The following is a 26,372-nucleotide window of genomic DNA, read 5'->3' as shown; positions in this document are numbered from 1 at the left end:
TAGCTTCTTTACTACGCAAGAACAGCTATTATTTGCTCATTGCATACGTAGTAACGACTGGCTTTACATCTTTACGCACCAAATCTTCGTATGTTTCTCGCTCTACAGCAAGACGAGCTTCTCCATTTTTTACAAATACAACAGCAGGGCGCGGAATACGGTTGTAATTGCTAGCCATTGAATAGTTGTAGGCACCTGTAGAGGACACTGCTAATAAATCTCCTTGATTAACGTGCGGTAAATCAATATCCCAAATAAGCATATCTCCTGATTCACAGCATTTACCCGCAATTGATACTGTTTCATCTTTTTTATCCGTCACTCTATTAGCCAAGACAGCTTCATGTTTTGCATCGTAAAGAGCAGGACGGATATTATCGGTCATACCGCCGTCAATTCCTACGTATTTTCGTACACCTGGAATCTCCTTCGTTGATCCAATTGTATAAAGCGTTGTACCTGCTTCTCCTACGATGCTTCTTCCAGGCTCAATCCAGACTTCTGGAAGGGTATAATTCTGTTCAGTTAACGTGCGGCTTAGCTTTTCTGTCAGTGCATCTACATAATACTCAACTGGAAGAGGAGAGTCGCTTTCGGTATAACGAATACCAAAACCACCACCTACGTTTAAAACTTTTACTTCAAATTCCATTTTATCACGAATGCTGAATAAGAAATCAGTTAAAATATCAATGGCGCGAGAAAAACCATCTACTTCAAAAATTTGCGAACCAATATGACAATGAATGCCTAAAAGATCGTAGTAAGGCTTTTCTAACGCAGAACTTACCGCTTTCATGGCTTGGTCATTGGAAAGCCCAAATCCAAACTTGGAGTCTTCCTGTCCGGTCATAATATATTCATGTGTATGGGCTTCAATCCCTGGAGTAACACGCAGAAGAATAGATGCTTTCTGTTTGCGCTCAGCTGCTAAGGCATGCAAAACTTCAAGTTCGGTAAAGTTATCAACAACAAAACAGCCAATATTCGCATCAAGAGCCATTTCCATTTCTTCAATCGTTTTATTATTGCCGTGAAAATGAATGCGTTCAGCTGGATATCCAGCTTCAAGCGCTGTAAATAATTCGCCTCCTGAGACCACATCTAGTGACATATCAAGCTTCGTTAAAAGGCTAGCCATTTCCATACAAAGAAAGGCTTTCCCTGCATAGGCGATTTGATATGAAAATCCGCTTCTTCGAAAGGCTGAATGGAAGGCCTTGCATTTCGTCTCAATTAATTCTTGATCGTAGATGTATAGGGGAGTGCCGTATTGTTTTTTCAGTTCGACCGTATCGCACTGCCCAATTTCTAAATGATTGCTGCTGTTAATTTTACTCGTTCCATGTAAGTACATAATCCGTATCCCTCCATTTAAATCATTCAACTATAACTTTGATGGTCAGTAGAAAAACACAAAAAAGACCCGTGAAGTGATGTTCACGCGTCTTGGTTTCATAATAATAAAATATTATTACATTCTAGGCATCAACATCTCTTCAATAGCTCTCCACAAACCAAATGGTTTGTGACAGCTCAGCATTTATTCAATACTGAACCAGTATATGAACACAATGGATGTTTATATACTTCGGCACGAAATCCCTTTTACTTATCTTCACAGACTCCATTAGTCTCCAATAAGTGACTCTTGATTTCATGCACCTCTATTCTCAGAGAGGAAAATTATATTTAAATGTAATTTCTATTATATTTCCTTTTCCTCCGTCTAGTCAATGAAAAGTTAAGGCATAGGAATATCAAAAAGAATAAATAAGAAAGCTATAAAGCTTCCAGATAGAACCCAAGCACCCAGCGCTGTCTTCTGATGAATGACTAAAAGTGAGAACGTGACAATATTGAAGAGAAAAGAACACAGCAGCGACCATCCATAATGATGAGTAATACTGTGATTAACATAAGCAATGAACTCAATCACAGTAAATAAAAGCGCCCACAAAAGAATCCACCACAGCCGGCCGCTTACATGCAGCGGCAGCCTTCCTAAAAAAACCGGTATAACAACCGGATAAATAATTAAGGTTATTCCAAGGGAAACCATTAGGTGATCGGGTAGAAAAAGGTGATCAATACCAACAGGGTGAAATACCCATACGCGGTGATGAAACAGCAGTACTTCATAAAGCAAATTCCCCGTGACCCAAAACAGCAAAGTAGGATAGTATTCTTGATACCTGCGCCACTTGCCAAATAGTAAACCAAGAATGATAAAAAATAACACAAATGAAGATTGCATACGCTCTCCTTAAAATAATGGTTATTTCTTTTTATTTACATATTATAGAAATTTTATTCTCTTTGCTTTTATTCAGAAACTATAATAGAAAAGCCATAAGCAGCAGCGTTAAAGACGTACTACCACTATTTGTGGCTTTCTTCACGCTGCTATAATCTTCGTAAAGGAACTTCTACCGCTTTTGTTTACGAGATGAAAGGAGCTGCTATATGTTAAAGTCAGCAAGACGTAAAAATAAGCTCAAAATAGCTTCGCCTAGTATGTGACTTCTTTTTTTGCTATGCTAAAATTGCACACATATAGCATAAGAATACTAGAAGAAAGAAAAGGGTGTTTTGGTATGAAAACATACATCGTAGTTGGAGCTGGGATACTTGGAGCTTCTACAGCATATCATTTAGCAAAAGCAGGAGCAGATGTGACATTGGTAGATCGTAAGGATGCTGGTCAAGCTACTGATGCAGCAGCAGGAATTGTTTGTCCATGGCTTTCACAGCGTCGAAATAAAGCATGGTACCGCTTAGCAAAAGGCGGCGCCAAGTACTATCAAACATTAATTCAGCAATTAGAAGAAGATGGAGAAACCGATACGGGATATAAGCAAGTGGGAGCAATTAGCTTACATACTGATGAACAAAAGCTTGAAAAAATGGAAGAACGAGCATATAAACGTCGGGAAGAAGCTCCCGAAATAGGCGAGATTACATGTTTATCCGCTAAAGAAACACAGGCTTTGTTTCCGGTTCTTTCGGAAGAATACAGTTCAGTTCATATTAGTGGAGCCGCTCGCGTTAACGGAAGAGCTCTTCGAAACGCACTTGTGAATGCAGCGAAGAAAAACGGTGCAAAAATAATAGAAGGAAACGCAGAACTTCTTTATGAAAATAATCGAGTAACGGGCGTTGCCGTAAATGGACAAACCCTTCTAGCAAGTACAACAATCGTGACAGCAGGAGCCTGGGCAAATCAATTACTAGAGCCTCTTGGAGTGAAATTTTTAGCAAGCTTTCAAAAAGCGCAAATTGTCCACTTGCACCTTCCAGATTTAGATACAAAAGACTGGCCCGTTGTGATGCCTCCAAGCGACCAATATATTCTTTCGTTTGAACAAGGTCAAATTGTCATAGGAGCAACACATGAAAACGACACGGGTTATGACTTGCGAGTAACTGCTGGGGGGCTTCATGAGATTTTTTCAAAGGCCTTATCAATTGCTCCCAGCTTAACAGAAAGCACAGTCTTAGAAACAAGGGTAGGGTTTCGACCATTTACTCCAGGCTTCTTGCCAGTCATTGGGGCTCTTCCGGCTTACGAAGGAATACTAGTAGCCAATGGTCTCGGAGCTTCAGGCTTAACGTCGGGTCCTTATCTTGGTTCAGAGCTTGCTAAATTAGCACTTGAAATGGAAATGGAAATTGATCTTAGCGACTATGATGTAAGAGGAGCTATCGAGTCTTAAGCAAACAGAATGAATGAAAACAAATAGAAGTTCGCAAACTACAACTACTATATGATGAAAGGAAGTAGATTGTTTGCGAAAGATTATGATAAGTGCAGCAGCAGCTTTTTTATTTATGAGCGCGACGCCTGTATTAGCGGAAAACAATCCTCAGCCAGAAACAAAAGACGTGCAGCTGACGTCTCAGCAAAAGCAGGAACTGTCCGTGCTGTACAAAGAAATACTAGCAAAAAAGAAAGAAATACTTTCAAAATATGTGGAGTACGGCGTGTTAAGCAAAGCGGAGAGTCAAAACATTTCTTCGCATATGGAAAATCGTTATCAGCATATGGAGAAAAATGGTTTTGTTCCGAAGCGACACTGTCATAAAATGCATCATTCAAAGTAATTCATATTCACATAAAAAAGCGCCTTTACAGGCGCTTTTTTATGTGAATGAATGGAAAATATCCGCTTCTTTATCTAGTAAATTCTAAAATCCTCATGTAAAATTAAGAGAATGAGAACGAGTAGGAAAGATGCTAGTGAGGGGTAGGTAAATATGAACGATGAACGAAAATAAGAAAATAGTCCGATTACATGCAGAAAATCATTCAGCTGAGGCGCTAGGAATCATATTTGCTTACAAACAAAAAGATGACCATCTTGTTTACAGTATGTATCAAGGTGAAAGCGTTCATGAGCAAAAAATCCCTCTGGAAGAATGGGTCTCGTATGAGCATTTTTTCGAAGCACTAAATAAAAAGAAAAAGCTTATGTACGAGCTTCAAATAAATGATAAACGCTATGTAGTAAACTTAACCCCTTTATCTTACACAGAAAAGCCTGAAATCATGGGACATTGCGTGAATATAACTAGTTATCAGGAGAAAAAAGAACAGATTCAGCCTTTTATTTATCATAACGCAGATGCTGTTGCTGTCGTTGACTTAAAAGGTAAAACGCTTCAAGTGAACCCTGCGTTTGAGAATACATTTGGCTGGACGTTTGAAGAAATTTATCAAAAGCCTCTTCCGATTATACCTTCGTTTTTAAAGGAGCCAGTGTGGGAACTTCATAAGACCATTCAATCAGGTGAATCGAAAACGGAATTTGAGACGGTCAGACAGCATAAAGACGGTCATTTAATTAATGTAAGCGTCACACTATTCCGCGTTGAAAATATGAATGATTGGCCGCTATGCATTGCTTTTGTCTATCGAGATATAACATCACGCAAGCAGGCCGAAACGGCTTTAAAAGAAAGTGAAGAACGCTACCGAAGCTTGATTGAGTTATCGCCGGAAGCGATTATCGTTCATAGTGAAGGGAAAATTGATTACATCAACCCTGCAGGAGCTAAAGCGCTAGGATACAAAAGTCCTCAAGACGTATTAGGAGCTTGTGTTTATCAGTTTGTTCACCCTGACTACTATGATGTTGTAAAACAGCGAATTTATCGAATGAAAACAGAAAATAAATCTGTAGACCTACAGGAAGAAAAGTTTATTCATAAAGACGGTCATACGATTGATGCCGAAACCATTGCCTTTCCTATTCCCTATATGGGAAAGCAGGCCATTCAAGTTTTGTTTCGTGATATTACAGAACGTAAAAAAACTGAAAAATTGCTGCGTGAATCCGCTCAGCTTTCCTTAGTCGGACAGTTAGCCGCTGGTATTGCTCACGAAATTCGAAACCCTCTGACGGCGGTAAAAGGATTTATACAGTTATTAAAAGAAACGAGCGGTCAGCCTTACTATGTAGAAATGATAAATCATGAGTTAGATAGAATTGAATTGATTACCGATGAGTTCTTGAGTCTTGCAAAGCCTCAGGCGAAAACCTACAAAGACAAACATGTCCAAGATATTTTAGAGAATACTTTAAAGCTAGCTGAGGTGCAGGGGATTACAGAGAAAATTCACGTAAAAAAAGAAATTGATCTTCATCTTCCTCTCGTATTATGCGAAGAAAATCAGTTGAAACAGGTGTTTAGCAATATATTTAAAAATGCAGTCGAATCTATGCCAAGTGGAGGAACCGTAACGATTCAACTAAAAAGGTTTAATCAGGAGAACCTTGTTGTCCGGTTTAGCGACGAGGGGCTAGGCATCACGCAGGAAAGAATGCAGCATTTAGGAAAACCTTTTTATAGTACCAAAGAGAAAGGAACGGGGCTTGGACTGATGGTGTGCTATAAGATCATTCGAGAACATAGAGGAGAAATTAACTTTGTAAGTGAGCTTGGAAAAGGAACTACCGTAGACATTCTTTTGCCTTTTAAAAAGTAGATTCTACTTTTATAAGCATGAAACCTTTTCTAAAGGGGAATACATGTTAGTGAACGAATAATGAGGTTAAAATTAGGAGGGAATAAGATGGAACGCATTGAAACGGGAGAGATTTTTACAATTTTAGATGAAAATGATCAAGAGCAAGATATTGAAGTGCTTGGAAAAATGACGATTGAAGGGCACGATTATATTGCCGTTGCGTTTGTGGAAGAAGTTTTAATTGAAACAGAAGAAGAAATTGATGTTTTCTTTTTGAAAATTGAAGATGATGGTGAATGGTCTTCAATTGAAGATGACGAGGAGTTTGAAAAGGTATCAGCCGTATTTGAGGAAATGACATCCGCGTAAAAAGAGAGGTTAAAACCTCTCTTTTTTTATTTTAAATAATATAATATTTAGAATTTTTCTAAAAATATCTTGCTGAATTATTTCCCTTCATTTATGATGAATATGTAACATACCAACCGGTTAGTAAGTAAATGAAAGCGAGGGACTACCGTGTATTTTTCTTACTCTGACAAAGTAGTGAAGCTGCAAAAAGAATTGACCTCTTTTATGGAAGAGCATATTTATCCAAATGAACGGCTATACGAACAACAGCTGAATGAACAGCCGTCTAGATGGTCAGCTGTTCCTCCGATCATGGAAGAGTTAAAAGAAAAAGCAAAGCAAGCTGGATTATGGAACTTATTTTTGCCAGAAAGCGAATACGGAGCGGGTCTAACAAATGTCGAATATGCCCCTCTTTGCGAAATTATGGGCCGTTCTATTATTGGACCAGAAGCTTTTAACTGCGGAGCTCCTGACACCGGCAATATGGAAGTACTGGTTCGATACGGAACGCCTGAACAAAAAGAAAAATGGCTAAAGCCGCTGTTAAATGGAGACATTCGCTCCTGCTTTTCTATGACAGAGCCGGATGTAGGTTCTTCTGATGCGACAAACATTCAGTGCAGTATTGTAAGAGAAGGCGATGAATATGTGATCAACGGAAGAAAATGGTGGTCTTCAGGTGCGGGAGATCCTCGCTGCAAAATTGCTATTGTCATGGGAAAAAGCGATTTTACCGCATCTAAATATGAACAGCAGTCTATGATTCTAGTTCCATTAAATACTCCCGGAGTTAAAATTGAACGAATGCTTCCAGTCTTTGGATACGATCACGCTCCTCATGGACATGCTGAAATTCATTATGACAATGTGCGTGTGCCAGCGTCTAATATGCTTTTAGGCGAAGGAAAAGGGTTTGCTATTGCTCAAGGCAGATTAGGGCCTGGACGTATTCATCACTGCATGCGGCTAATAGGAGCAGCTGAAAGAGCGCTTGAAGAATTATGTAAGCGTATTCAAAGTCGTTCTACGTTTAATAAGTTGCTTTCTCAGCAAGGGGTTATTCAAGAATGGGTGGCAGAGTCGCGTATTGAAATTGAGCAAGCTCGCTTATTAACATTAAAAGCTGCTTATATGATGGACACAGTTGGAAATAAAAAAGCGCGGAAAGAAATTGCTATGATTAAAGTAATGGCTCCTGCTATGGCTTTAAAAGTCATTGATCGCGCTATTCAAGCATTTGGAGCAGCAGGTGTTTCAGAAGACACGCCGCTTGCGGCACTTTGGGCAAATGCCCGCACTCTACGCCTTGCTGATGGTCCAGATGAAGTGCACAAAGCACAGCTTGCAAGGCTTGAGCTAAAACCCTATCAAGAAAAGGAGGCAACCTATGCACATAAAGGACTTGTTTGATTTAACTGGCAAAACAGCTATTATTACCGGCGGAGGCAGAGGGTTAGGAGAACAAATGGCAGAAGGGCTTGCAGAAGCAGGAGCAAACATTGTTCTATGTTCGAGAAAAAAGGAAGCATGTCAGCAAGTAGCCGACCGATTGGCCCGCCTCGATGTAAAAACGCTCGCCTTAACTTGCGACATCAGTCAACCTGAAGATATTAAAAATGTCGTGCATCAGACAATTGAAACATTTGGACGTATTGATATTTTAATTAATAACAGCGGAGCTACGTGGGGTGCTCCGGTTGAAGAAATGCCTCTTGAAGCATGGAAAAAAGTGATGAATATTAATGTTACAGGAACGTTTTTAATGTCCCAAGAAGCTGGAAAAGAAATGATTAAACAAAAAGCTGGGAAGATTATTAACATTGCTTCGATTGCCGGTCTTGGAGGAACGGATCCTCAGTACATGGATACAATCGGGTACAATACGAGTAAAGGAGCGGTCATTACGTTTACGAAAGATTTAGCTGTCAAATGGGGACAGCATAATATTCAAGTTAATGCGATTGCGCCGGGATTTTTCCCTACTAAAATGTCAGGTGCGATTATGGAACAAGGCAAAGATTATTTTCTAAGTCAAACCCCTTTAAAACGCTTTGGCTCCGACGCTGATTTAAAAGGAGCCGCTGTTTTTCTTGCTTCTGCGGCGTCTAATTATATTACGGGAGATATTCTGACAGTAGACGGTGGAGTTCATGCTATGTGAATAAGAAAGGAGTAACTTGATGGAAGACGTTAAAAAATGGTTTACACCTTATCCAGAAGCCTACACTCATGACATTCACATCGAAGATATTTCACTATTTGATATGCTGAAAGAAACAGCCGAACGTTATCCTGCTCACACGGCAACGCGCATGTATCAGCATACGTTAACGTACCAGGAGCTGTATCACTCAGTTCGCGTATTTGCAGGAGCACTCCAGAAAAAAGGGATTAAAAAAGGAGATCGTGTAGCAGTTATGCTGCCAAACTGTCCGCAATATATAATAAGCTATTTCGGCATTGTAGCAGCGGGCGGCATTGTTACTCAGGTCAATCCTATGCTTGTCGAACAAGAGCTAGAGCATATTTTAAACGATTCCGGGGCAAAAAAAATAATTCTACTCGATGATTTTTATACGAGACTTCAAGAAATAAGAAATCGCGTTCATATAGAAGAAGCGATAACTGTCAGCTTGCAAAAACCTTTTGTTCCTACATCACCAGACCTTTCCTTCCTAGATTTTTTAACCATAAAACATGAATTTAATCAGCCGGTCATCCATCCATCACACGATATTGCTGTTCTTCAGTATACGGGAGGAACGACCGGACCATCTAAAGGTGCGATGCTTACACATACAAACATTTACACAAACGCAGTTCAATCATACGAAATATTTAAGCATGATATTGAATTAGGAAAAGAAAAATGCTTAACCGTTATTCCATTGTTTCACGTATTTGGCATGACTTCCTGTATGCATTTATCAATTCTTTGCGGAAATGAAATATTGCTATTGCCGCGTTTTGATTTGGAAGAAGTACTAAATACAATAAAAAAAGAGCAGCCTAGTATTTTTCCCGGTGTTCCAACTATGTATGTTGCTATTACCAATCATCCTCAGGCAGAAGAATACAACATCGAAAGTATTCGTATCTGCAACAGCGGCAGTGCGCCGATGGCTGTTGAGCTGATGAAAGAGTTCGAACGAAAAACGGGCGCTAAAGTGTTAGAAGGGTACGGGCTATCAGAAGCATCTCCTGTGACGCATTGCAACCTGCCGTTTTGTGAGAGAAAGCCAGGTACAGTCGGACTTGGCGTTCCGCAAACTGCTTATAAAATTGTTGATGTGGCTACAGGAACAAAAGAACTGCCAAGAGGAAAGCTTGGAGAAATAGTAATTAAAGGCCCTCAAGTTATGAAGGGCTATTGGAATCAACCTGAAGAGACGGCTCACGCGCTTAGAAACGGCTGGCTGTACACAGGAGATATTGGACAGATAGATGAAGACGGGTATTTATCCATTGTTGATCGTAAAAAAGATATGATTATTGCGAGTGGTTTTAATGTGTACCCTCGAGATATTGAAGAAGTTTTATATGAACACAGCCACATTAAAGAAGCCGTTGTAATTGGTGTGCCGCACCCTTACAGAGGAGAAACCATTAAAGCGATTTTGGTAGTGAAAGATGGGAAATCTCTTTCCGAAGAAGAGCTTACTTCTTATTGTCGACAGCACCTTGCCGCTTACAAAATTCCGCGAATCTTTGAGTTTCGCGCTGAGCTTCCTAAGACTAATGTAGGAAAAATTTTACGACGGGCACTACGAGAAGAAGTGGTGAAAGAAACGATGTAAATAAGCTGAACATAAACAAACTTTTTCAAAAGCTCCCTCTAAGCCATGGTATAATTTGTGAAAATGAGAAAAGACAGAGAGGGTTTGACGATGAAAGATTTGATGATGGAACGAAGCATTCAGCTTTTTGCTCAAAAAGGTTTCAAAGAAACGTCTATTCAAGATATTGTAAATGAATTAAACGTCACAAAGGGAACGTTTTATTATTATTTTAAAAGCAAACAAGAGCTTTTAATGGATATTCACCTTCAATATATTGAAAGATTAATAGAAAACCAAGAGACGATTCTTGCAGATAAGACAACATCTTATCCAGAAAAGCTTCACAGCATTATTTTTAAACTTGTTCATGATATTGAGAAAGAAGGTCTTCGAGCTAAAGTGTTTTTTCGAGAGATGCGTCATTTGAGTGAAGAACACTTAGAACAAATCATTCCAAAACGCGATCGTTTTAAAGAAAACGTACAGGAAATTATTGAAAAAGGCATGGAAGCAGGGCAGTTCCGTTCAGATTTGCCTTCAGATATCGTGACGCTAGGCATATTAGGAATGACAAATTGGAGCTATTTTTGGTTTCAGCCAGATGGTGAAAAGACAGATCGAGAAGTTGCGGCTATTTTTTATAAGATGCTGATGAAAGGTATTGAGTCATAGTAGCTGCTAGGCTAGACAGTGCTCGTAAAAGGCGGGAAAGTACAAGCCCTTTCTCTCCTTTTATATTAAAAGGAGGCTATAACATGAATAGTAAAGATATACAGCGTATTGCTGTTATTGGAGCAGGACAAATGGGACATCAAATCGGTATGCTTTGTGCACTCGGAGGATATGAAACAATTATTCAAGATATGAATGAACAATCACTCATTGATGCAAAAGACAAGCTGGAAGCAATTATAGGCAAGTGGGTTCAGAAAGGAAAAATCTCTTCTGAGGCTAAGGAAGCCGCATTCCGAAGATTGTCTTTTACAAACACATTAAAGGAAGCAGTTTCAAATGCTGATTTTATAATTGAAGCTGTGGTAGAAAAGTTAGATGTAAAACAAAGTGTCTTTAAAGAAATAGATGAGTACGCACCAAGTCACGCCATTTTAGCGTCGAATAGTTCAACAATTGTTAACTCGCTTATTGCAAGTGCAACAAACCGTCCAGAGCAAATCGTTAACATGCATTTCTTTTTCCCTCCCCTTGTAATGGACTGCGTAGAAGTTGTGATGAGTGAAAAGACAAGTGAAAAAACAGCTCAAACGACAATGGATGTTTGCAAGCAAATTAATCGCACAGCAGTCCTTCTGAAAAAAGAAATCTCAGGTTTTATTGCTAATCGAATTTTAGGAGCGTTGCAAAAAGAAGCCGTTTTCCTTTATGAAAATGGATACGCAGATTTTGAAGACATTGATACGATTTGCAAAAAAGCGCTCAATCACCCGATCGGTCCTTTTGAATTGATGGATCTCTCGGGAATTGACGTCGGATATTTTGTGATGCAGCAGCGCTATAGCGAAACGGGGAATCCGGAGGACAAGCCAGCTGCGTGCATTGAAGAAAAAGTTCAAAAAGGCGAGCTTGGACGTAAAACAGGAAAAGGTTTTTACACATACCACACACAAGGAGTGAAGTAATGATGAAAAAATTTGTACGTGTTGAAAAAGAGGAGAAAACGGCAATTGTAACCATTGATAACCCGCCTTTAAATGTAATGAGCCAGGCTGTTGTGCAGCAGCTTGAAGAAACGTATGAAGAGCTTAGTAAAGACCCTGATGTCATTACAATCATTTTAACAGGAGCGGGCGACCGGGCCTTTATGGCTGGAGCTGATATTAAAGAGTTTCCTCAGTTAATGGGGCAAAGCGGCATTAAAGAAGAGTTTATGAAAACCCATCGTGTTTTGCAAAAACTTGAAAACATTGAAAAACCAACAATTGTCGTGTTAAACGGTTTAACGTTTGGAGGAGGATGCGAACTTTCACTAACCGCTGATATACGCATTGCCGAAGAACATGCTCAAATCGGTCTTCCGGAAGTGAAGCTCGGATTGTTTCCTGGAGGTGGCGGAACTCAGCGTCTTCCACGCGTAATCGGCGTTTCTAAAGCTAAAGAGTGGATGTTTGCCGGCAGTCCTGTTTCTGCAGAAGAAGCGCTTCATGCAGGCTTTGCCAATCATATAACGCCTAAAGGAAAAGGGCTCGAAAAAGCAAAAGAGCTAGCTAAGAAATTTAACCGTCACTCTCTTCCGTCACTTTTTCGAATTAAGACAGCGGTAAACGAAGGAATAAATCGTACATTATCTGAAGGTCTTGAACTTGAGGCAGAGCTGTTTGAAGAAGTCTTTCAAACAGAAGATATTAAAGAAGGAGTATCAGCATTTATTGAAAAGCGTCCCGCTGTTTTTTCACATAAGTAAAGGAGGAGAAGATCATGTATGAAACACAGGTCAAAGTGCGCTTTTGCGAAACAGACGCACTCGGTCACATTAACAATACGAGCTATTTCATTTATTTAGAAGAGGCCCGTATTGCTTTTTTTGAAGAAATGGGAGCATCCATGCATACAAAAAAGTGGGAGTATATTTTAGCGTCTACTAAATGTGATTTTGTTGCGCAAGGTTATTTTAATCAAGTGCTAATGATTAAAACCTTTGTATCTAATGTCGGCAATAAAAGCTTTACAATTGGTCATGAAATTACCGACAGCAAGACGGGATCGCTGATTGCTAAAGGAGAAGCTGTCATTGTGTACTTTGATTTTGATGCACAAAAAAGCGTGTCTATTCCAGCGGACATTAAGCAGTTTTTGATGAATTATAAAGTAGCTGTTTAACTATAAAAAAGCAGGTGGTAAAAGAATGTCACAAATCATTCCTGTACGAAAAGGAGAGGAATTAAACACGGAAAAACTGCATCAGTTTCTCCGTGTTTCGATTCCAGATTTACCTAAAGAGCCTCTTTTAATCAAGCAATTTGGATCAGGTGCGTCCAATTTAACCTACGCTCTTTCAGTCGGAGAGTGGGAAGCGGTGTTGAGACGCCCTCCCTTTGGGCCAGTTGCGCCAAAAGCGCATGACATGCAAAGAGAATACAAGATTTTATCTGTTTTATCGAAGTCTTTCCCTCTCGCTCCTCGGCCGTATGTGTTTTGTGAAGATGAGACGGTGGCCGGGAAATCCTTTTTTTTAATGGAGAGAAAGCACGGTGTTCTCATCGACACAGCGTTTCCAGAGGAAGTGAAAGGAACTAGCGCACTTTGCCGTTGTATTTCAGAACAAATGGTGGATGTCCTTGCTCAGCTTCATGATGTTCCTTATAAAGGCACGCTTCTTGAAAAAATCAGCAAGCCCGAAGGATTTTTAGAACGTCAGGTACACGGCTGGATTCATCGTTATGAAAAATCAAAAACAAGTGACATACCGGAAGTAGAAGCCCTAAAAAAATGGTTGACCACACACATCCCCACTACACAGCATTCGACCATTATTCACTATGATTATAAGCTTAACAATACGTTATTTTCGCCGGATGGAAATAAAATTGTAGGATTATTTGACTGGGAAATGACAACCGTTGGAGACCCGCTTGCTGATTTGGGAGTGGCGCTGAGCTACTGGATGGAAGACAGCGATCCTGAACTTTTGAAAAGAGGACTCGGAAATCCACCTGTTACTGTGCAAAAAAGCTTTTATTCCCGGCGAGATTTTGTAGAAGCATACGCTAAAAAAAGCGGACGGGATGTTTCACACATTGACTTTTACCTGAAATTTGCGTACTTCAAGCTTGCTGTCATTTGTCAGCAAATTTATTACCGTTATAAAAAAGGCCAAACAAATGATAAACGGTTTTCACAATTTGGAGATTATGTAAAAACACTAATTATTCATGCTCTGCACACAGAACGAGGACATATATGAAAGGAAAAGTTCACGTAATACTTAAAAAGGAAGAGCTTCTTGCCAAAAAGCTAGAAGGAAAAACGGTTGTTATATTTGACGTCTTATTAGCTACATCAACAATTGCGGCTGCTTTACAGCAAGGAGCAAGAGAAGTTATTCCGGTAAAAAACGAAGAAGAAGCGCGTGAAAAAGCAAAAACGTACAAGCCTGATGATATTGCGCTTGTAGGCGAATATAGAGGGAAAACGATTGAAGGCTTTTTTGATCCGAATCCCAGCACGTTAAAGAAGCATGTTCAAAATAAAACGGTTATTTTGTCCACGACTAATGGAACCGTAGCCATTCATAACGCTGAAAAAGCAAACCATGTATATACAGCTTCGCTTTTAAACGGAGAAGCGGTTGCCAGTGCTGTTTGTCAGCAAGGTCAAGATGAAACTGTTTTATTAGTTTGTTCAGGTTCATCCGATCGCTTCTGTCTAGAAGATTTGTATGGAGCGGGGTACTTTATAAGCTGTCTGCTGCAACTAAAAACATTTCATTTAACGGATGCTGCAAAAGCCGCACTGCTTTTGTATGAGGCTTATGAGCATTCACCTGTTGAAATATTGAAGCGCTCAGCCGTAGGAGAAATGCTCACTCAGTATGGCTTTCTAAACGAAATTGGCTTTGTCAGCCAAAAAAACGTCTATTCCGTAGTTCCTAAGGTAGTGAAAAAAAAGCTAGTAAACGGGGAGGACACGATATGTCTGAAATGAAAACTGAAGCAAAAGGCGGATCATTTTTACTAAAAAAAACATCTGCGCATCACGTTTATACACCCGAAGACTTAACGTCTGAGCATCGTATGATTGCTCAGACGGCAAAGCAGTTTATTGAAAAAGAAGTAGACCCTTACCATAATGACATTGAGCAGCAGGATTTTAATAAAGTAGTAGAATTAATGCATAAAGCAGGCGAGCTTGGACTTCTTGCTCACAGTATTCCAGAAGCATATGGAGGACTAGGTCTTGATAAAGTAAGCAAAGGACTTGTCGGTGAAATCATTGGCCGCACAAGCGGATATGGAGTCGCTCATTCTAATCATACATGCATTGCGACACTTCCTATTACGTATTTTGGCACCAAGGAGCAAAAAGAAAAATACTTGCCTAAATTGGCAAGCGGCGAATATATTGGGGCCTACTGTTTGACAGAGCCAGAAGCAGGTTCTGATGCTCTTGCAGCCCAAACAAAAGCCGTATTAAATCCTGAAAAAACGCATTATGTATTAAATGGAACGAAGCAGTACATTACCAATGCTGCCTTTTCAGATACGTTCATCACGTATGCAAAAGTAGACGGTGAACATTTTACCGCTTTTATTGTAGAAAAAGGTTTTGAAGGACTGTCTCTCGGGTCAGAAGAAAAGAAAATGGGAATCAAAGGTTCGTCTACTCGTCCAGTTATTTATGAAGATTGTTTAGTACCCGTAGAAAACGTACTTGGACAAGTAGGAAAAGGTCACTTGATTGCGTTGAACGTCTTAAACCTTGGACGTTTTAACTTAGGTTCTGCATGTATGGGCGCAGCGAAATATGCGTTTGAACTTGCTTTAGCTTATACAAAAGAACGCAAGCAGTTTAAAACAGCTATTGCAGAATTTAATGCTTCAAAAGAAAAAATAGCAAAAATGGCAGCTCGTATTTTTGCATCTGAATCTATTCAGTACCGTACAGCTGGTTTACTAGAAGAGGCGCTTGGCGGCTTATACGAAAGTGAAAATCATAAGTTAGTAGCTAAACAGCTGGCTGAATTTGCAATGGAATGTTCAGTTTGTAAAGTGTATGGATCGGAAACCCTTGATTTAATTGCCGATGAATCGCTGCAGCTTCATGGAGGCGCAGGGTTTATTCAGGAATATAAAATAGAACAAGTATATCGTGACTCACGCATCAATCGTATTTTTGAAGGCACAAATGAAATCAACCGCCTTTTGCTTCCAACTCAGCTTCTAAAAAAAGCAGCCAAAGGAGAAATAGAGCTGAGCAAACAAGTAGAACATGCTGTTAGTGAATTGATGAGCGGTCAGTGGGAAATATCTTCAAGTGAACTTCTAGCAAGAGAAAAGCAGGCGGTTATTACCACAAGACATTTATTTCTTGCTTTGTTAGGAACAGCATTCCAAACGTTTAACGCCAACTTAGCACAAGAACAAGAAACGCTGATGAAGCTCGCAGAAATTGCTGTTGGACTATTTGCGATAGAGTCATCTGTGCTGCGCGCGGAAAAAGCCGTGAACAAAAATGGAGAAGAACAAGAAACATTAAAAAGCAAGCTGACAGCAACCGTTGTCAGTGAAACGCTATTTGAAATTGAAAAGCAGGCTCGACAATTAATAAACGGGATGTTAACGGGTGAAAAACACCGACAATACCGTACAATTCTTGGGAAATGGATGAATGATTTGCAAAGTGAAGGAGAGTTCACGCGCAATCGAGATATCGCCCGTGAATTTATCGACAGCGGGCGATATGTTGTATAAGGAGGGATATTATGCGTTTTGAAGGGCAAATAGCTGTTATTACAGGAGCTGGAAGCGGCATTGGAGAAGCGACCGCTCAGAGAATGGCGAAAGAAGGCGCTCGCGTCATTCTTGTCGGGCGAACGAAAGAAAAACTAGTACAGGCTGCATCCGCTATTGACACACGGTGTGAACGAAAATGCACGGATATTTTCCCAGCTGATGTAACGAAAGAAGAAGACGTCAAAGAGCTGGCTGAGTTTATAAAAGAAAAGTACGGACAAATTCATTTATTAATTAATAACGCAGGCGGATCAGTTAATTCAACCATCAAAGAAACAACTCTTGAACAGTGGAAACACGTGCAGGACGTCAATTTAACAAGCGTGTTTCTTGTAACAAAACATTTGATTCCTTTTTTAACTGAAGAAATAGGAGGAAATCGATCTATTGTTAACATCGCTTCTCTTTCAGGACATAAAGCAGGTGCACAAATCCCTCACTACAGCGCTGCTAAAGCTGCTTTAATTAACTTTACAAAAGCAATGGCATTTGAATTAGCACCTCAAGGAGTCAGAGTAAACTCTGTGTCTCCTGGATTCGTAGAAACACCTTTAACACAGCCTGGACTTGAAAATGAGCGCTTCACTAAGGCAATCGAAAAAAATACGGCTTTAAAACGTGTAGGTAAACCAGATGAAATTGCAAACGTTATTGCTTTTGCAGCGTCTGAAGAGGCATCGTATATGACGGGAAGTGATTTATTAGTAGATGGTGGGTGGCTTATCGTTTAATGCAAAATAAAAAGGAGGGAATCCGAAATATGAGTGATTTAGTGGTAGAAAAGCAGGGGACTATTTTATCTTTAACGTTAAATCGTCCGGATCGTTTAAATGCATTCAGTGAGGAAATGATTGGAAAGTTAACATCTGAAATAAAACAGGCGCAAAGCGATGAGTCTATTAAAGTGGTTATATTAAATGGCGCAGGGCGCTCATTTTCTGCCGGAGGCGATGTAAAAACGATGGGCCAAGCATCCGGATCTGATGTTTATGAACATATCGGCCGTTTAAATGAATGTATTTTAGCGATGCAAAATCTAGAGAAGCCAATTATTTCAGCAGTTCATGGATTTGCAGCAGGAGCGGCTTTTAATTTAGCTCTCGCTTCTGACTTTATCATTGCGTCAGAAGAAAGTCGGTTCGTATTAAGCTTTTCTCAAGTTGGATTGATTTCAGACGGAGGAGGCCTTTACTTTCTTACAAAGGTCGTTGGTCCCCACAAAGCTAAGGAACTGTTATTTTTAGGAGAGCCTATGAATGCCGATACGGCTTACAAAGCTGGTTTTTTAAACCGTATAGTTCCGTTAAATCAGCTGAAAGATGAGGTCACATCCTTTGCAAGTCGCTTATCACAAGGACCAACGAAAGCGTATGGAAAAATGAAAAAAATTGTCAATGATTCTTTTCATTTAACGTTAGAACAAGTCCTTGAACAAGAAAGGCTAACGCAAGTTCTTATGGTAGAAACAAGAGATCATCAAGAAGGAATATCTGCGTTTAAAGAAAAAAGAAAGCCACTATTTCAAGGGAAATAAGAGGGGGATATAAGATGAAAGCCATTCAATTTACGCAGTACGGAGGACCTGATGTTCTTCAAGTTATCGATATTGCACGCCCTGTACCAAAAAAGAAAGATGTGCTCATTAAAGTTGCGGCAATCGGCGTTAATTACGCCGACGCTGCGCGCCGTGAAGGAGCATACGTAGTCGAAACACCGCTGCCTTTTATCCCTGGCTCTGAAGTAGCGGGCGAAGTGGTTGAGGTAGGCGAGGATGTAAAAGGGATAAAAGTAGGTACAAAAGTCGTGACGCTGCTGGGATCTAATCGAGCAACAGGATACGCTGAGTACACGCTGGCAGATTCAAGAGGCCTTATTCCGTTGCCGGATAATGTGGATTTAACACAAGCGGTTGCTTTGCCTCTTCAAGGACTCACGGCTTATCATATCTTAAAAACAATGGGTCGCCTTGAAAAAGGAGAAACCGTCATCGTTCATGCGGCAGCAGGCGGTGTTGGAACCTTAGCTGTTCAGCTTGCCAAAATTTTTGGAGCTGGAAAAGTTATTGCTACAGCGAGCTCCAAAGAAAAGCTTGAGCTTGCAAAAAATCTGGGAGCTGACGAAGCAATTAACTATACAGAAACAGGCTGGGAAAAACAAATTTTAGAAGTGACGGAAGGAAAAGGAGCCGATATTATTTTAGAAATGGTAGGAGGGCATATATTCTATGAATCTCTTCAATGTCTTGCACCATTTGGGCGCCTCGTTTTTTACGGAATGGCTAGCGGAAAACCTGTAAAATTTAACCCTGCCCGCCTGATGGAAAAAAATCAATCGGTTCTAGGCTTTTTCTTACCTCAAATGATGGCAAAACCAACACTTTATCAGCAAAGCCTGCATGAGCTATTAAACTACGTAAATTCCGGTCAGTTAAAATTAATGCTGGGCGGCACATTTTCACTTGATGAAGCGGCAGATGTACATCGTCTGCTTCAAGGAAGAAAAACGACCGGAAAATTAGTGTTAGTTCCTTAACAAAACAGCTTCCGTCTCTAATAGGGATGGGAGCTGTTTTGGTTTAAAAAATTGGCTCTTGCATGCCAAAAATTTAGAAGATGATTAATAATTTGGCACAAAAATCAATATTTTTTACTAATTTCTTCTATATTTTAACGCTGGCATGGAAGTTGCATAATAAGTATTTGAACATATAAAGGAGGAATTGAATATGGTGAGAAATGGAACAGACCGCGTGAAGCGGGGAATGGCGGAAATGCAAAAAGGCGGCGTTATCATGGATGTGATCAATGCAGAACAGGCAAAAATTGCAGAGGCAGCAGGCGCTGTTGCTGTTATGGCGTTAGAGCGTGTTCCAGCTGATATTCGTGCAGCAGGCGGCGTGTCTCGTATGGCAGACCCAACAATTGTTGAAGAAGTGATGAACGCTGTATCCATTCCAGTTATGGCGAAAGCTCGTATTGGCCATATTGTTGAAGCCCGCGTGCTAGAAGCAATGGGTGTAGACTATATTGACGAAAGTGAAGTACTCACTCCAGCTGATGAGGAATATCACCTTAACAAAAGTACATTTACGGTTCCATTTGTATGCGGATGCCGTGATTTAGGGGAAGCAGCAAGACGAATTGGTGAAGGTGCTTCGATGCTTCGTACAAAAGGCGAACCAGGAACAGGAAACATCGTCGAAGCAGTGCGTCATATGCGCCAAGTCAACGCTCAAGTACGTAAAGTTGTAGGCATGGATGAAGACGAGTTAATGACAGAAGCAAAACTATTAGGTGCGCCTTATGAGTTATTACTGCAAATTAAACGTGAAGGCCGCTTACCGGTTGTAAACTTTGCAGCAGGCGGCGTAGCAACACCAGCAGACGCAGCGTTAATGATGCAGCTTGGAGCAGACGGTGTGTTCGTTGGATCAGGAATCTTCAAATCAGACAACCCTGAAAAATTTGCGCGAGCAATCGTGGAAGCAACTAGTCATTATCAAGACTATGAACTGATTGCAAGCTTATCAAAAGGGTTAGGAAGTGCAATGAAAGGGATTGAAATTTCATCATTATTACCAGAAAATCGTATGCAAGAACGCGGCTGGTAATGAGTAATAACTTTTAAACTTAGTTAGGAGAATGATCATGGGGAAATATACGATAGTCGATAAAGAAACGTGTATTGCGTGCGGTGCATGCGGAGCTGCGGCACCTGATATTTATGATTATGATGATGAAGGAATTGCGTTCGTTATACTTGATGATAATCAAGGCACGGCTGAAGTGCCCCAAGAGCTGGAAGACGATTTAATAGATGCGTTTGAAGGCTGTCCAACCGAGTCCATCCGTATAGCAGATGAAAAGTTTGATGGAGACTCGAATAAATTTCAATAAAGCCGAATAAATAAAAAAATAGAAAGTTTTTTTAAAAGAAAAGAAGGATTTTGTCTAGAAAAGGCGAAATATTAGTTGTGTAAGAACATATCTTTTTAAAAATGAAAGCACTTACATAACTAAAAGCATATGAGTTAATCTCATTTGACCTTTCAGAATTATTAGTGTAAAAGTGCGGAGTAATTAAATAGTTTTTAAAAGGAGATTAAGGGGCATGCAAATACTGAATACAGTCATTGTGACAGGATATGCAAAAGCTCCACAGGGAACTTCCATGTATGAAATGTATAAGCATGCGGGAATTGTACTAGAAGTGGATCTGACAGAGCATAAAATTGTAAATGCTGAGTTTACGTTTATTACGGAGCTGACGCAAAACTTTTTCCGGAAGCTGCTTATTGGTTACTGCCTTGCAGATGGAATTGAACCTCTTATTGAACGTATTCAAAATTATTATTTTGCTCCATCTCAACAGGCGATTATCGTAGCGCTTCAGGCTGCAATCCAACGTTACTGGGATAATGTGAATCAAAAAATTACATAGCGTTTGGTTAGAATAAAGTGAGAAGACAACCTCTTTTCATGGTCTTATTAAAACCAAGCAGACACACACACTTTACAAAGAGTGGGGACATCCCTGTTTCTTTGGGGAGTCATTGTGTCCTGCTTGGTTTTTTTCGCGTAGAGCGCTGTGAAATATAAAAAGAAAAGGAGGAAACAAAATGAACAAAATCATCACGCGCGAAGAAGCAATAAAAAAAATAACGGATGGCGCACGCATTATGGTAGGTGGATTTGGTCTCGTTGGAAGCCCGCTTAGTCTGATTGAAGCGATTGCCAAATCAAACCTTAAAGATTTAGAGATTATTAGTAATAACCTCGGTGAACCTGGAAAAGGATTAGGTGTATTGGTTCAAAAAAAACAAGTAAAAAAAGCCATAGGTTCTTATTTTACTTCCAACCCTGAAGTTGTACATGCTTATCAACAACAAGAACTCCAAGTGGAGCTCATCCCGCAAGGAACAATGTCCGAGGCTATTAGGGCAGGAGGTGCGGGCATCGGAGGGTTTTACACGCCTGTGAGCGTAGGGACTCAGCTGGCGGAAGGAAAAGAAGAACGAGTATTAAAAGGAAAGAAATATGTTTTGCAAGAATCGCTGCACGCAGATGTAGCTCTAATAAAAGCTAAAAAAGCAGATCGACTCGGAAATCTTATTTACAGCAAATCAGCAAGAAACTTTAATCCAATGATGGCAACGGCTGCTGATATCGTGATTGCAGAAGTAGAAGAAATTGTTGAAGTTGGACAGATTTCTCCTGAAGAAATTGTAACTCCTCATTTATACGTTACTTATATCGTAGTGAAAGGAGAAAATTAAGATGAACGTCAAACAATATATTGCTGCGCGTGCTGCAAAAGAGCTTTGTCACGGAGATACAGTGAACTTAGGAATCGGCATTCCTACTTTAGTTGCTAATTATATTTCACCCGATGTTCACGTGTTTTTACATTCAGAAAACGGGATTCTTGGCGTTGGCCCTACTCCTGAAGAAGATTATATAGATCCAGAACTTGTGAATGCTGGAAAGCTGCCCGTCACGGTTTTAGAAGGTGCCTCATTTTTTAACAGCGCTGATTCTTTTGCCATGATACGCGGAGGCCATGTGAATGTATCGATTCTTGGAGTGCTTCAAGTAGATGAAACAGGCCGAATTGCGAACTGGGCTGTTCCGGGGAAAAGTGTTCTTGGCGTAGGAGGAGCAATGGATTTATTAGAAGGCTCAAAAAAAGTGATTGTTACGACTCTTCATACGAACAGCCAAGGAGAGTCAAAGCTGGTTGAGGAGTTAACTTATCCGCTTACTTCAGAGCGACGAGTCGATATGATTATTACAGAATTAGCTGTCTTTTCGGTAACAGACCATGGTCTTGAACTTCTTGAAACAGCTCCGGGTGTTTCTTTAGAGACAGTGCAACAAAAAACGCAGGCTTCTTTTCGCGTTTCTAAATTATTTAATAAAAACAATGAGGTGACAGCATAATGGCAGTGATTGTAAATGCATTTCGAACGCCTATTGGAAAGTTTGGCGGTTCGCTTGCAGATACGCTTCCAGAAGAACTAGTCTCTCTTGTGATGAAAAACAATTTGTCTTCAGCGGGATATACGTCAGAGATTGTTGATGAAATCATTGTCGGACAGACGAAACAAAGCGCTCATGCTCCTAATATAGCGAGAGTAGCCGGGCTGAAAGCTCAATTCTCTGAACGTATTCCAGCTTATACCGTGCACCGCCAGTGCGGTTCAGGCATGCAGGCTGTAATGAATGGAGCTATGTCCATTTTATCAGGTCAAGCCGAAGTGGTATTAGCCGGAGGAGTAGAAAGCATGTCTCAAGCACCGCACTATACGGTAGGCACTCGTTTTGGTTTTCACGTTGGTGATTTAACACTCTATGACTCTAATACAGAAAGTCAGCCAAAATCACAGCCTGAAACGTTATACGGAACGTTTACGATGGGACAGACGGCCGAGTGGCTCGCTGAAAAATATAGTATTAGCCGCACGGAACAAGATGAGTTTGCTTTTTATAGTCAGGAAAAAGCTAGGCGGGCTATAGAACTTGATTTGTTTGAAGAAGAAATTATCCCGGTAGCTGTAAAAGAAGGAAAAAAAGGTATGAGGCATTTTGCAACAGATGAATTTCCTCGTCTTACTAGCAAAGAAAAGCTTGGTGCGCTTAAGCCTGTTTTTCAAAAGAATGGAACGGTTACAGCCGGCAATTCATCCGGCAGAAACGATGGCGCTTCGATGCTGCTGCTGATGTCGGAAGAAAAAGCTGAGCACCTTGGATTAACGCCTATGGCAAAGATTGTGTCGTTTGCCGCAGCGGGCGTCTCTCCAAAGGAAATGGGAATTGGCCCCGTTTCTGCTTCGCAAGTTGCTTTAAATAAAGTCGGTTTAAGCTTAGGTGATATGGACTTGATTGAATTAAACGAAGCATTTGCCGCTCAAAGTATTGCTTGCTTAAGAGAATGGGACATCACATCAGAAAAAGTGAATGTAAACGGAGGAGCGATTGCGCTTGGACACCCTTTAGGATGCTCCGGGGCAAGAATTATAACAACTCTGTGTCATGAGCTCCAAAAGCAAAAAAGACGATACGGTCTGGCTACTATTTGCGTTGCAGGAGGATTAGGAATGGCGATGGTGGTGGAAAGATGGACGAAATAAAAAGAGACTATGTGTTTCATAGAGATTTAACAAAAAAGTACCCAATGATTACACACGGTGAAGGAAGCTACTTAATAGATGAACAAGGCAAAAAGTATTTAGACGGCTGCTCCGGGGCCGTGGCGGCAAATTTAGGGCACGGCATTGCGCAAATAGCCGAGGCGATGGCGGAGCAAGCAAAAAAAGCGGCGTTTGTTCATACATTGCGTTTTGAAACGAATGTTTTGCATAAACTTTCGAAAAAAATTGGTAAAATGGCGCCACTTCATTTAAACAAAGTCTATTTTACATCAGGAGGATCAGAAGCTAATGAAAGTGCATTAAAATTAGCAAGGCAATATCACAGAGATGCCGGAAAGATGCAAAAACACATCGTAATCGGAAGGTGGCAGTCCTATCACGGAAATACGATAGGGGCACTATCAGCTGGAGGAGATGTAAAAAGACGATATCCTTATACACCCAACCTTTTACATTTTGCGCACGTCTATTCTCCGTATTGTCATCGCTGTCCGTATAATCGCAATCAAGAAGACTGCGTGGCAAATCAAAACTGGAGCTGCATCACCGATATTGAACGAACTATTTTAGAGCTTGGTCCAGAAAATATTTCAGCTTTTATCGCAGAGCCCATTGTAGGAAGTCAGCAAGGAGCTGTTGTACCTCCGCTTGACTATTTCAAAAAAGTACGTGAGCTCTGCAGCCGCTATGACATTCTTTTGATTGTTGATGAAGTGATGACAGGCTTCGGGAGAACGGGAACTGATTTTGCAGTGGAACAATTCGGAATCGAACCGGATATCCTAACGTTTGGTAAAGGAGTTTCAGCTGGGTACGCTCCTTTAGGAGGAATGATTGTCCATGACCGCCTGATTCAAGGTCTGTTAGAAAATAGCAGCGGAAAATTTCTTCATGGCTATACGTACAGTGGACATCCTGTTTCAATAGCGGCAGGCCTTGCTGCTTTGGATATGTACGAAGAAATGAATATCCTTCAAAACGTTGAAACTCAAGGCGCGTATTTAATGGAATGTTTAGTAGCTCTGCAGCGCAAGTATCCTTATATTTCAGATATTCGCGGCCGCGGACTTTTAATTGGATTAGAACTAATGAAAGATGCCAATCAACAGATATTTTTCGAGCCACGTGAAGCAGCCAGCGAAAAGCTCAATGAAATTTGTATGGAGCTTGGAGGCGTCTTTTATCCAGGATCCGGATCTATAGATGGACATAAAGGAGAGCATATCATTATCAGTCCTCCTTTAAATATAACGAAATCAGAAGTTGATGAAATAGTGAGATTGCTAGATCATGCGTTTTCTATTTTTCATCAGCACATAAGAAAGGATGAGTCATATGAAAGTGCAAAGTAAAACAGAAGAGCTTCAAACCAAAGGAAAAAAACATTTATCACCGGTGATGACAAGAGTAACAGAGCTTGTTATTGAAAAAGCGCACGGTGCAAAATTTTGGACAGCTGATGGCAAGGAATATATTGATTTTGTATCAGGAGTAGCTGTCAATGCAGTGGGTCATACGCATGAAAAGATGGTAGAAGCGATAAAAAAACAAGCAGATCAGCTGCTTCATCTAGGCTTAAACTACGGCTATTACGAAACAGCAGTAAATTTGGCGGAAAAACTTGCGCAAATTACGCCTGGAAACTTAGACACGGTGTTTTTTTCAAACTCAGGCGCAGAAGCCATTGATGGTGCGCTCAAATTAGCAAAAGCGGCAACTGGCAGGCCAGCAATCATTGCTTTTGAAGGTTCTTTTCACGGTCGTACACTAGGAGCTACAGCTATTACGGCTTCAAGCTCAAAATACCGCAGCTACTACGAGCCGATTTTAGGAGAAGTGTATCACGTTCCTTATCCGTATCCAAGTCAGCTTCCTAATGTTGACGAGGAAGATGCAGAAGCATATTGCTTAAATCAACTGCAAAAGCTGTTTGAACTGCGAGTCGATCCTTCACGCGTAGCAGCGATTGTAATTGAGCCAGTTATGGGCGAAGGAGGCTATTACCCTGCTCCTTCTAGCTTTTTACGCGCACTGAGAGACATAGCGAATGATTACGGCATTCTGCTTATTTTTGATGAAGTGCAAACGGGATTTGGGCGCACTGGAAAAATGTTTGCCGCAGAACATGCTGGAGTCACACCAGATATTTTAGTTTTAGCAAAAGCTCTTTCCGGCGGCATGCCTTTAGGAGCCATTGTAGCAAGCCGAGAACTGCATGAGAAATGGCCAACAGCTGGACATGGTTCTACTTTTGGAGGAAATCCAGTATCGTGCGCAGCTGCTTTAGCTAATATTTCAATCATTGAAGAAGAAAAGCTTGTAGAGCGCAGCGAAAAAGTAGGCGCGGATATCGTGAAACGTCTTCAGCATTCTATCGGACATTTACCTGCCATTAAAGAAGTTAGAGGAATTGGTATGATGATTGGTATTGAATTTCATGTTGAAACAGCAGCTGCTTATGTCCCTGTTATTAAATCAAAAGCGCTGGAAAAAAGACTGCTAATTATGAACTGTGGAGTCAAAGGGCAAACCATTCGTTTAATGCTGCCGCTAAATATTGATAAAGACGTGCTGGATCAAGGGCTGTCTTTACTAGAAGAAGCCATTACAGAAGCAGTTTCAATTAACTAGCTTTTTAAATGAAAAGGAGG

The 26,372-nt window shown here is 40.5% G+C and carries 27 protein-coding genes and 1 riboswitch; of the genes, 25 read left to right on the top strand and 2 right to left on the bottom strand.

What is annotated here, in order from left to right:
• Positions 1–28: 28 nt before the first annotated feature.
• On the bottom strand, positions 29–1,357 hold the full coding sequence (gene lysA / locus ACFX40_RS14475; protein ID WP_377255355.1) for a diaminopimelate decarboxylase: 1,329 nt from the start codon (positions 1,355–1,357) through the stop codon (positions 29–31).
• 138 nt (positions 1,358–1,495) lie between these two features.
• A riboswitch (Lysine riboswitch) is annotated at positions 1,496–1,678 on the bottom strand.
• Between the two features lie 66 nt (positions 1,679–1,744).
• Positions 1,745–2,257 carry a CBO0543 family protein gene (locus tag ACFX40_RS14470; protein WP_098331697.1) on the bottom strand — a complete coding sequence of 171 codons (513 nt, stop codon included), beginning with the start codon at positions 2,255–2,257 and terminating at the stop codon, positions 1,745–1,747.
• A 340-nt stretch (positions 2,258–2,597) separates the two neighbouring features.
• Between ACFX40_RS14470 and ACFX40_RS14465 the strand changes: the two genes are divergently transcribed.
• The 25 genes from ACFX40_RS14465 (at position 2,598) to ACFX40_RS14345 (ending at position 26,352) form a co-directional block, all read left to right on the top strand.
• On the top strand, positions 2,598–3,716 hold the full coding sequence (locus ACFX40_RS14465; protein WP_377255352.1) for an NAD(P)/FAD-dependent oxidoreductase: 1,119 nt from the start codon (positions 2,598–2,600) through the stop codon (positions 3,714–3,716).
• A 73-nt stretch (positions 3,717–3,789) separates the two neighbouring features.
• Positions 3,790–4,104 carry a YckD family protein gene (locus tag ACFX40_RS14460; protein ID WP_028408535.1) on the top strand — a complete coding sequence of 105 codons (315 nt, stop codon included), beginning with the start codon at positions 3,790–3,792 and terminating at the stop codon, positions 4,102–4,104.
• Between the two features lie 160 nt (positions 4,105–4,264).
• Positions 4,265–5,989, top strand: coding sequence for a PAS domain-containing sensor histidine kinase (locus ACFX40_RS14455; RefSeq protein WP_377255349.1), 1,725 nt, complete (start codon positions 4,265–4,267; stop codon positions 5,987–5,989).
• A gap of 87 nt (positions 5,990–6,076) precedes the next feature.
• Positions 6,077–6,340: a DUF1292 domain-containing protein gene (locus ACFX40_RS14450; protein WP_028408533.1), complete on the top strand. Its 264-nt coding sequence runs from the start codon at positions 6,077–6,079 to the stop codon at positions 6,338–6,340.
• Positions 6,341–6,490: 150 nt separating this feature from the next.
• Positions 6,491–7,735: an acyl-CoA dehydrogenase gene (locus ACFX40_RS14445; RefSeq protein WP_060745645.1), complete on the top strand. Its 1,245-nt coding sequence runs from the start codon at positions 6,491–6,493 to the stop codon at positions 7,733–7,735.
• The gene (locus ACFX40_RS14440) at positions 7,713–8,486 is read left to right on the top strand and encodes an SDR family oxidoreductase (RefSeq protein WP_272767290.1); all 774 of its coding nucleotides are present in this window, start codon (positions 7,713–7,715) and stop codon (positions 8,484–8,486) included. Before ACFX40_RS14445 ends, ACFX40_RS14440 begins: the two co-directional genes overlap by 23 nt.
• Positions 8,487–8,505: 19 nt before the next feature.
• Entirely contained in the window at positions 8,506–10,122 is a 1,617-nt protein-coding gene (locus ACFX40_RS14435; RefSeq protein WP_377255346.1) for a long-chain-fatty-acid--CoA ligase, read from the top strand.
• 90 nt (positions 10,123–10,212) lie between these two features.
• Positions 10,213–10,776, top strand: coding sequence for a TetR/AcrR family transcriptional regulator (locus tag ACFX40_RS14430; protein ID WP_025751919.1), 564 nt, complete (start codon positions 10,213–10,215; stop codon positions 10,774–10,776).
• An 83-nt stretch (positions 10,777–10,859) separates the two neighbouring features.
• Positions 10,860–11,741, top strand: a complete 882-nt coding sequence (locus ACFX40_RS14425; RefSeq protein WP_098333183.1) for a 3-hydroxyacyl-CoA dehydrogenase family protein — start codon at positions 10,860–10,862, stop codon at positions 11,739–11,741.
• Positions 11,741–12,523, top strand: a complete 783-nt coding sequence (locus ACFX40_RS14420; RefSeq protein ID WP_377255343.1) for an enoyl-CoA hydratase — start codon at positions 11,741–11,743, stop codon at positions 12,521–12,523. Before ACFX40_RS14425 ends, ACFX40_RS14420 begins: the two co-directional genes overlap by 1 nt.
• A 14-nt stretch (positions 12,524–12,537) precedes the next feature.
• The gene (locus tag ACFX40_RS14415) at positions 12,538–12,939 is read left to right on the top strand and encodes an acyl-CoA thioesterase (RefSeq protein WP_013083164.1); all 402 of its coding nucleotides are present in this window, start codon (positions 12,538–12,540) and stop codon (positions 12,937–12,939) included.
• 25 nt (positions 12,940–12,964) lie between these two features.
• Positions 12,965–14,023, top strand: a complete 1,059-nt coding sequence (locus tag ACFX40_RS14410) for a phosphotransferase family protein (RefSeq protein ID WP_377255339.1) — start codon at positions 12,965–12,967, stop codon at positions 14,021–14,023.
• Positions 14,020–14,763 carry a 2-phosphosulfolactate phosphatase gene (locus tag ACFX40_RS14405; RefSeq protein WP_028408526.1) on the top strand — a complete coding sequence of 248 codons (744 nt, stop codon included), beginning with the start codon at positions 14,020–14,022 and terminating at the stop codon, positions 14,761–14,763. Before ACFX40_RS14410 ends, ACFX40_RS14405 begins: the two co-directional genes overlap by 4 nt.
• Positions 14,751–16,529, top strand: a complete 1,779-nt coding sequence (locus ACFX40_RS14400) for an acyl-CoA dehydrogenase family protein (protein ID WP_098967466.1) — start codon at positions 14,751–14,753, stop codon at positions 16,527–16,529. Before ACFX40_RS14405 ends, ACFX40_RS14400 begins: the two co-directional genes overlap by 13 nt.
• Positions 16,530–16,540: 11 nt before the next feature.
• On the top strand, positions 16,541–17,302 hold the full coding sequence (locus ACFX40_RS14395; RefSeq protein ID WP_060745639.1) for an SDR family NAD(P)-dependent oxidoreductase: 762 nt from the start codon (positions 16,541–16,543) through the stop codon (positions 17,300–17,302).
• Between the two features lie 29 nt (positions 17,303–17,331).
• Positions 17,332–18,105, top strand: a complete 774-nt coding sequence (locus ACFX40_RS14390; protein WP_028408523.1) for an enoyl-CoA hydratase/isomerase family protein — start codon at positions 17,332–17,334, stop codon at positions 18,103–18,105.
• Between the two features lie 14 nt (positions 18,106–18,119).
• Positions 18,120–19,103, top strand: a complete 984-nt coding sequence (locus ACFX40_RS14385; RefSeq protein WP_098331704.1) for a quinone oxidoreductase family protein — start codon at positions 18,120–18,122, stop codon at positions 19,101–19,103.
• 193 nt (positions 19,104–19,296) lie between these two features.
• A complete protein-coding gene (pdxS, locus tag ACFX40_RS14380) occupies positions 19,297–20,181 on the top strand; it encodes a pyridoxal 5'-phosphate synthase lyase subunit PdxS (RefSeq protein ID WP_377255336.1) in 885 nt (294 codons plus the stop codon).
• Positions 20,182–20,218: 37 nt separating this feature from the next.
• Entirely contained in the window at positions 20,219–20,467 is a 249-nt protein-coding gene (locus ACFX40_RS14375; RefSeq protein WP_013083172.1) for a ferredoxin, read from the top strand.
• 214 nt (positions 20,468–20,681) lie between these two features.
• Entirely contained in the window at positions 20,682–21,011 is a 330-nt protein-coding gene (locus ACFX40_RS14370) for a DUF3870 domain-containing protein (protein ID WP_013057066.1), read from the top strand.
• Between the two features lie 178 nt (positions 21,012–21,189).
• On the top strand, positions 21,190–21,846 hold the full coding sequence (locus ACFX40_RS14365; protein WP_098525051.1) for a CoA transferase subunit A: 657 nt from the start codon (positions 21,190–21,192) through the stop codon (positions 21,844–21,846).
• A gap of 1 nt (position 21,847) precedes the next feature.
• On the top strand, positions 21,848–22,510 hold the full coding sequence (locus ACFX40_RS14360) for a 3-oxoacid CoA-transferase subunit B (protein WP_098331705.1): 663 nt from the start codon (positions 21,848–21,850) through the stop codon (positions 22,508–22,510).
• Positions 22,510–23,700, top strand: coding sequence for a thiolase family protein (locus ACFX40_RS14355; RefSeq protein ID WP_028408519.1), 1,191 nt, complete (start codon positions 22,510–22,512; stop codon positions 23,698–23,700). The genes ACFX40_RS14360 and ACFX40_RS14355 overlap by 1 nt, the downstream gene beginning before the upstream one ends.
• Positions 23,688–25,073 carry an aminotransferase family protein gene (locus tag ACFX40_RS14350; RefSeq protein WP_098331706.1) on the top strand — a complete coding sequence of 462 codons (1,386 nt, stop codon included), beginning with the start codon at positions 23,688–23,690 and terminating at the stop codon, positions 25,071–25,073. Before ACFX40_RS14355 ends, ACFX40_RS14350 begins: the two co-directional genes overlap by 13 nt.
• Complete coding sequence (locus ACFX40_RS14345; RefSeq protein ID WP_028408517.1) at positions 25,057–26,352, top strand: aminotransferase class III-fold pyridoxal phosphate-dependent enzyme; 1,296 nt, start codon at positions 25,057–25,059, stop codon at positions 26,350–26,352. The genes ACFX40_RS14350 and ACFX40_RS14345 overlap by 17 nt, the downstream gene beginning before the upstream one ends.
• The last annotated feature ends 20 nt before the right edge of the window (positions 26,353–26,372 follow it).

Source organism: Priestia sp. YIM B13552 (assembly GCF_042787775.1).
In the GTDB taxonomy this organism is placed as follows: domain Bacteria; phylum Bacillota; class Bacilli; order Bacillales; family Bacillaceae_H; genus Priestia; species Priestia megaterium_E.
This window is presented reverse-complemented; position numbering and strand designations above follow the sequence as displayed.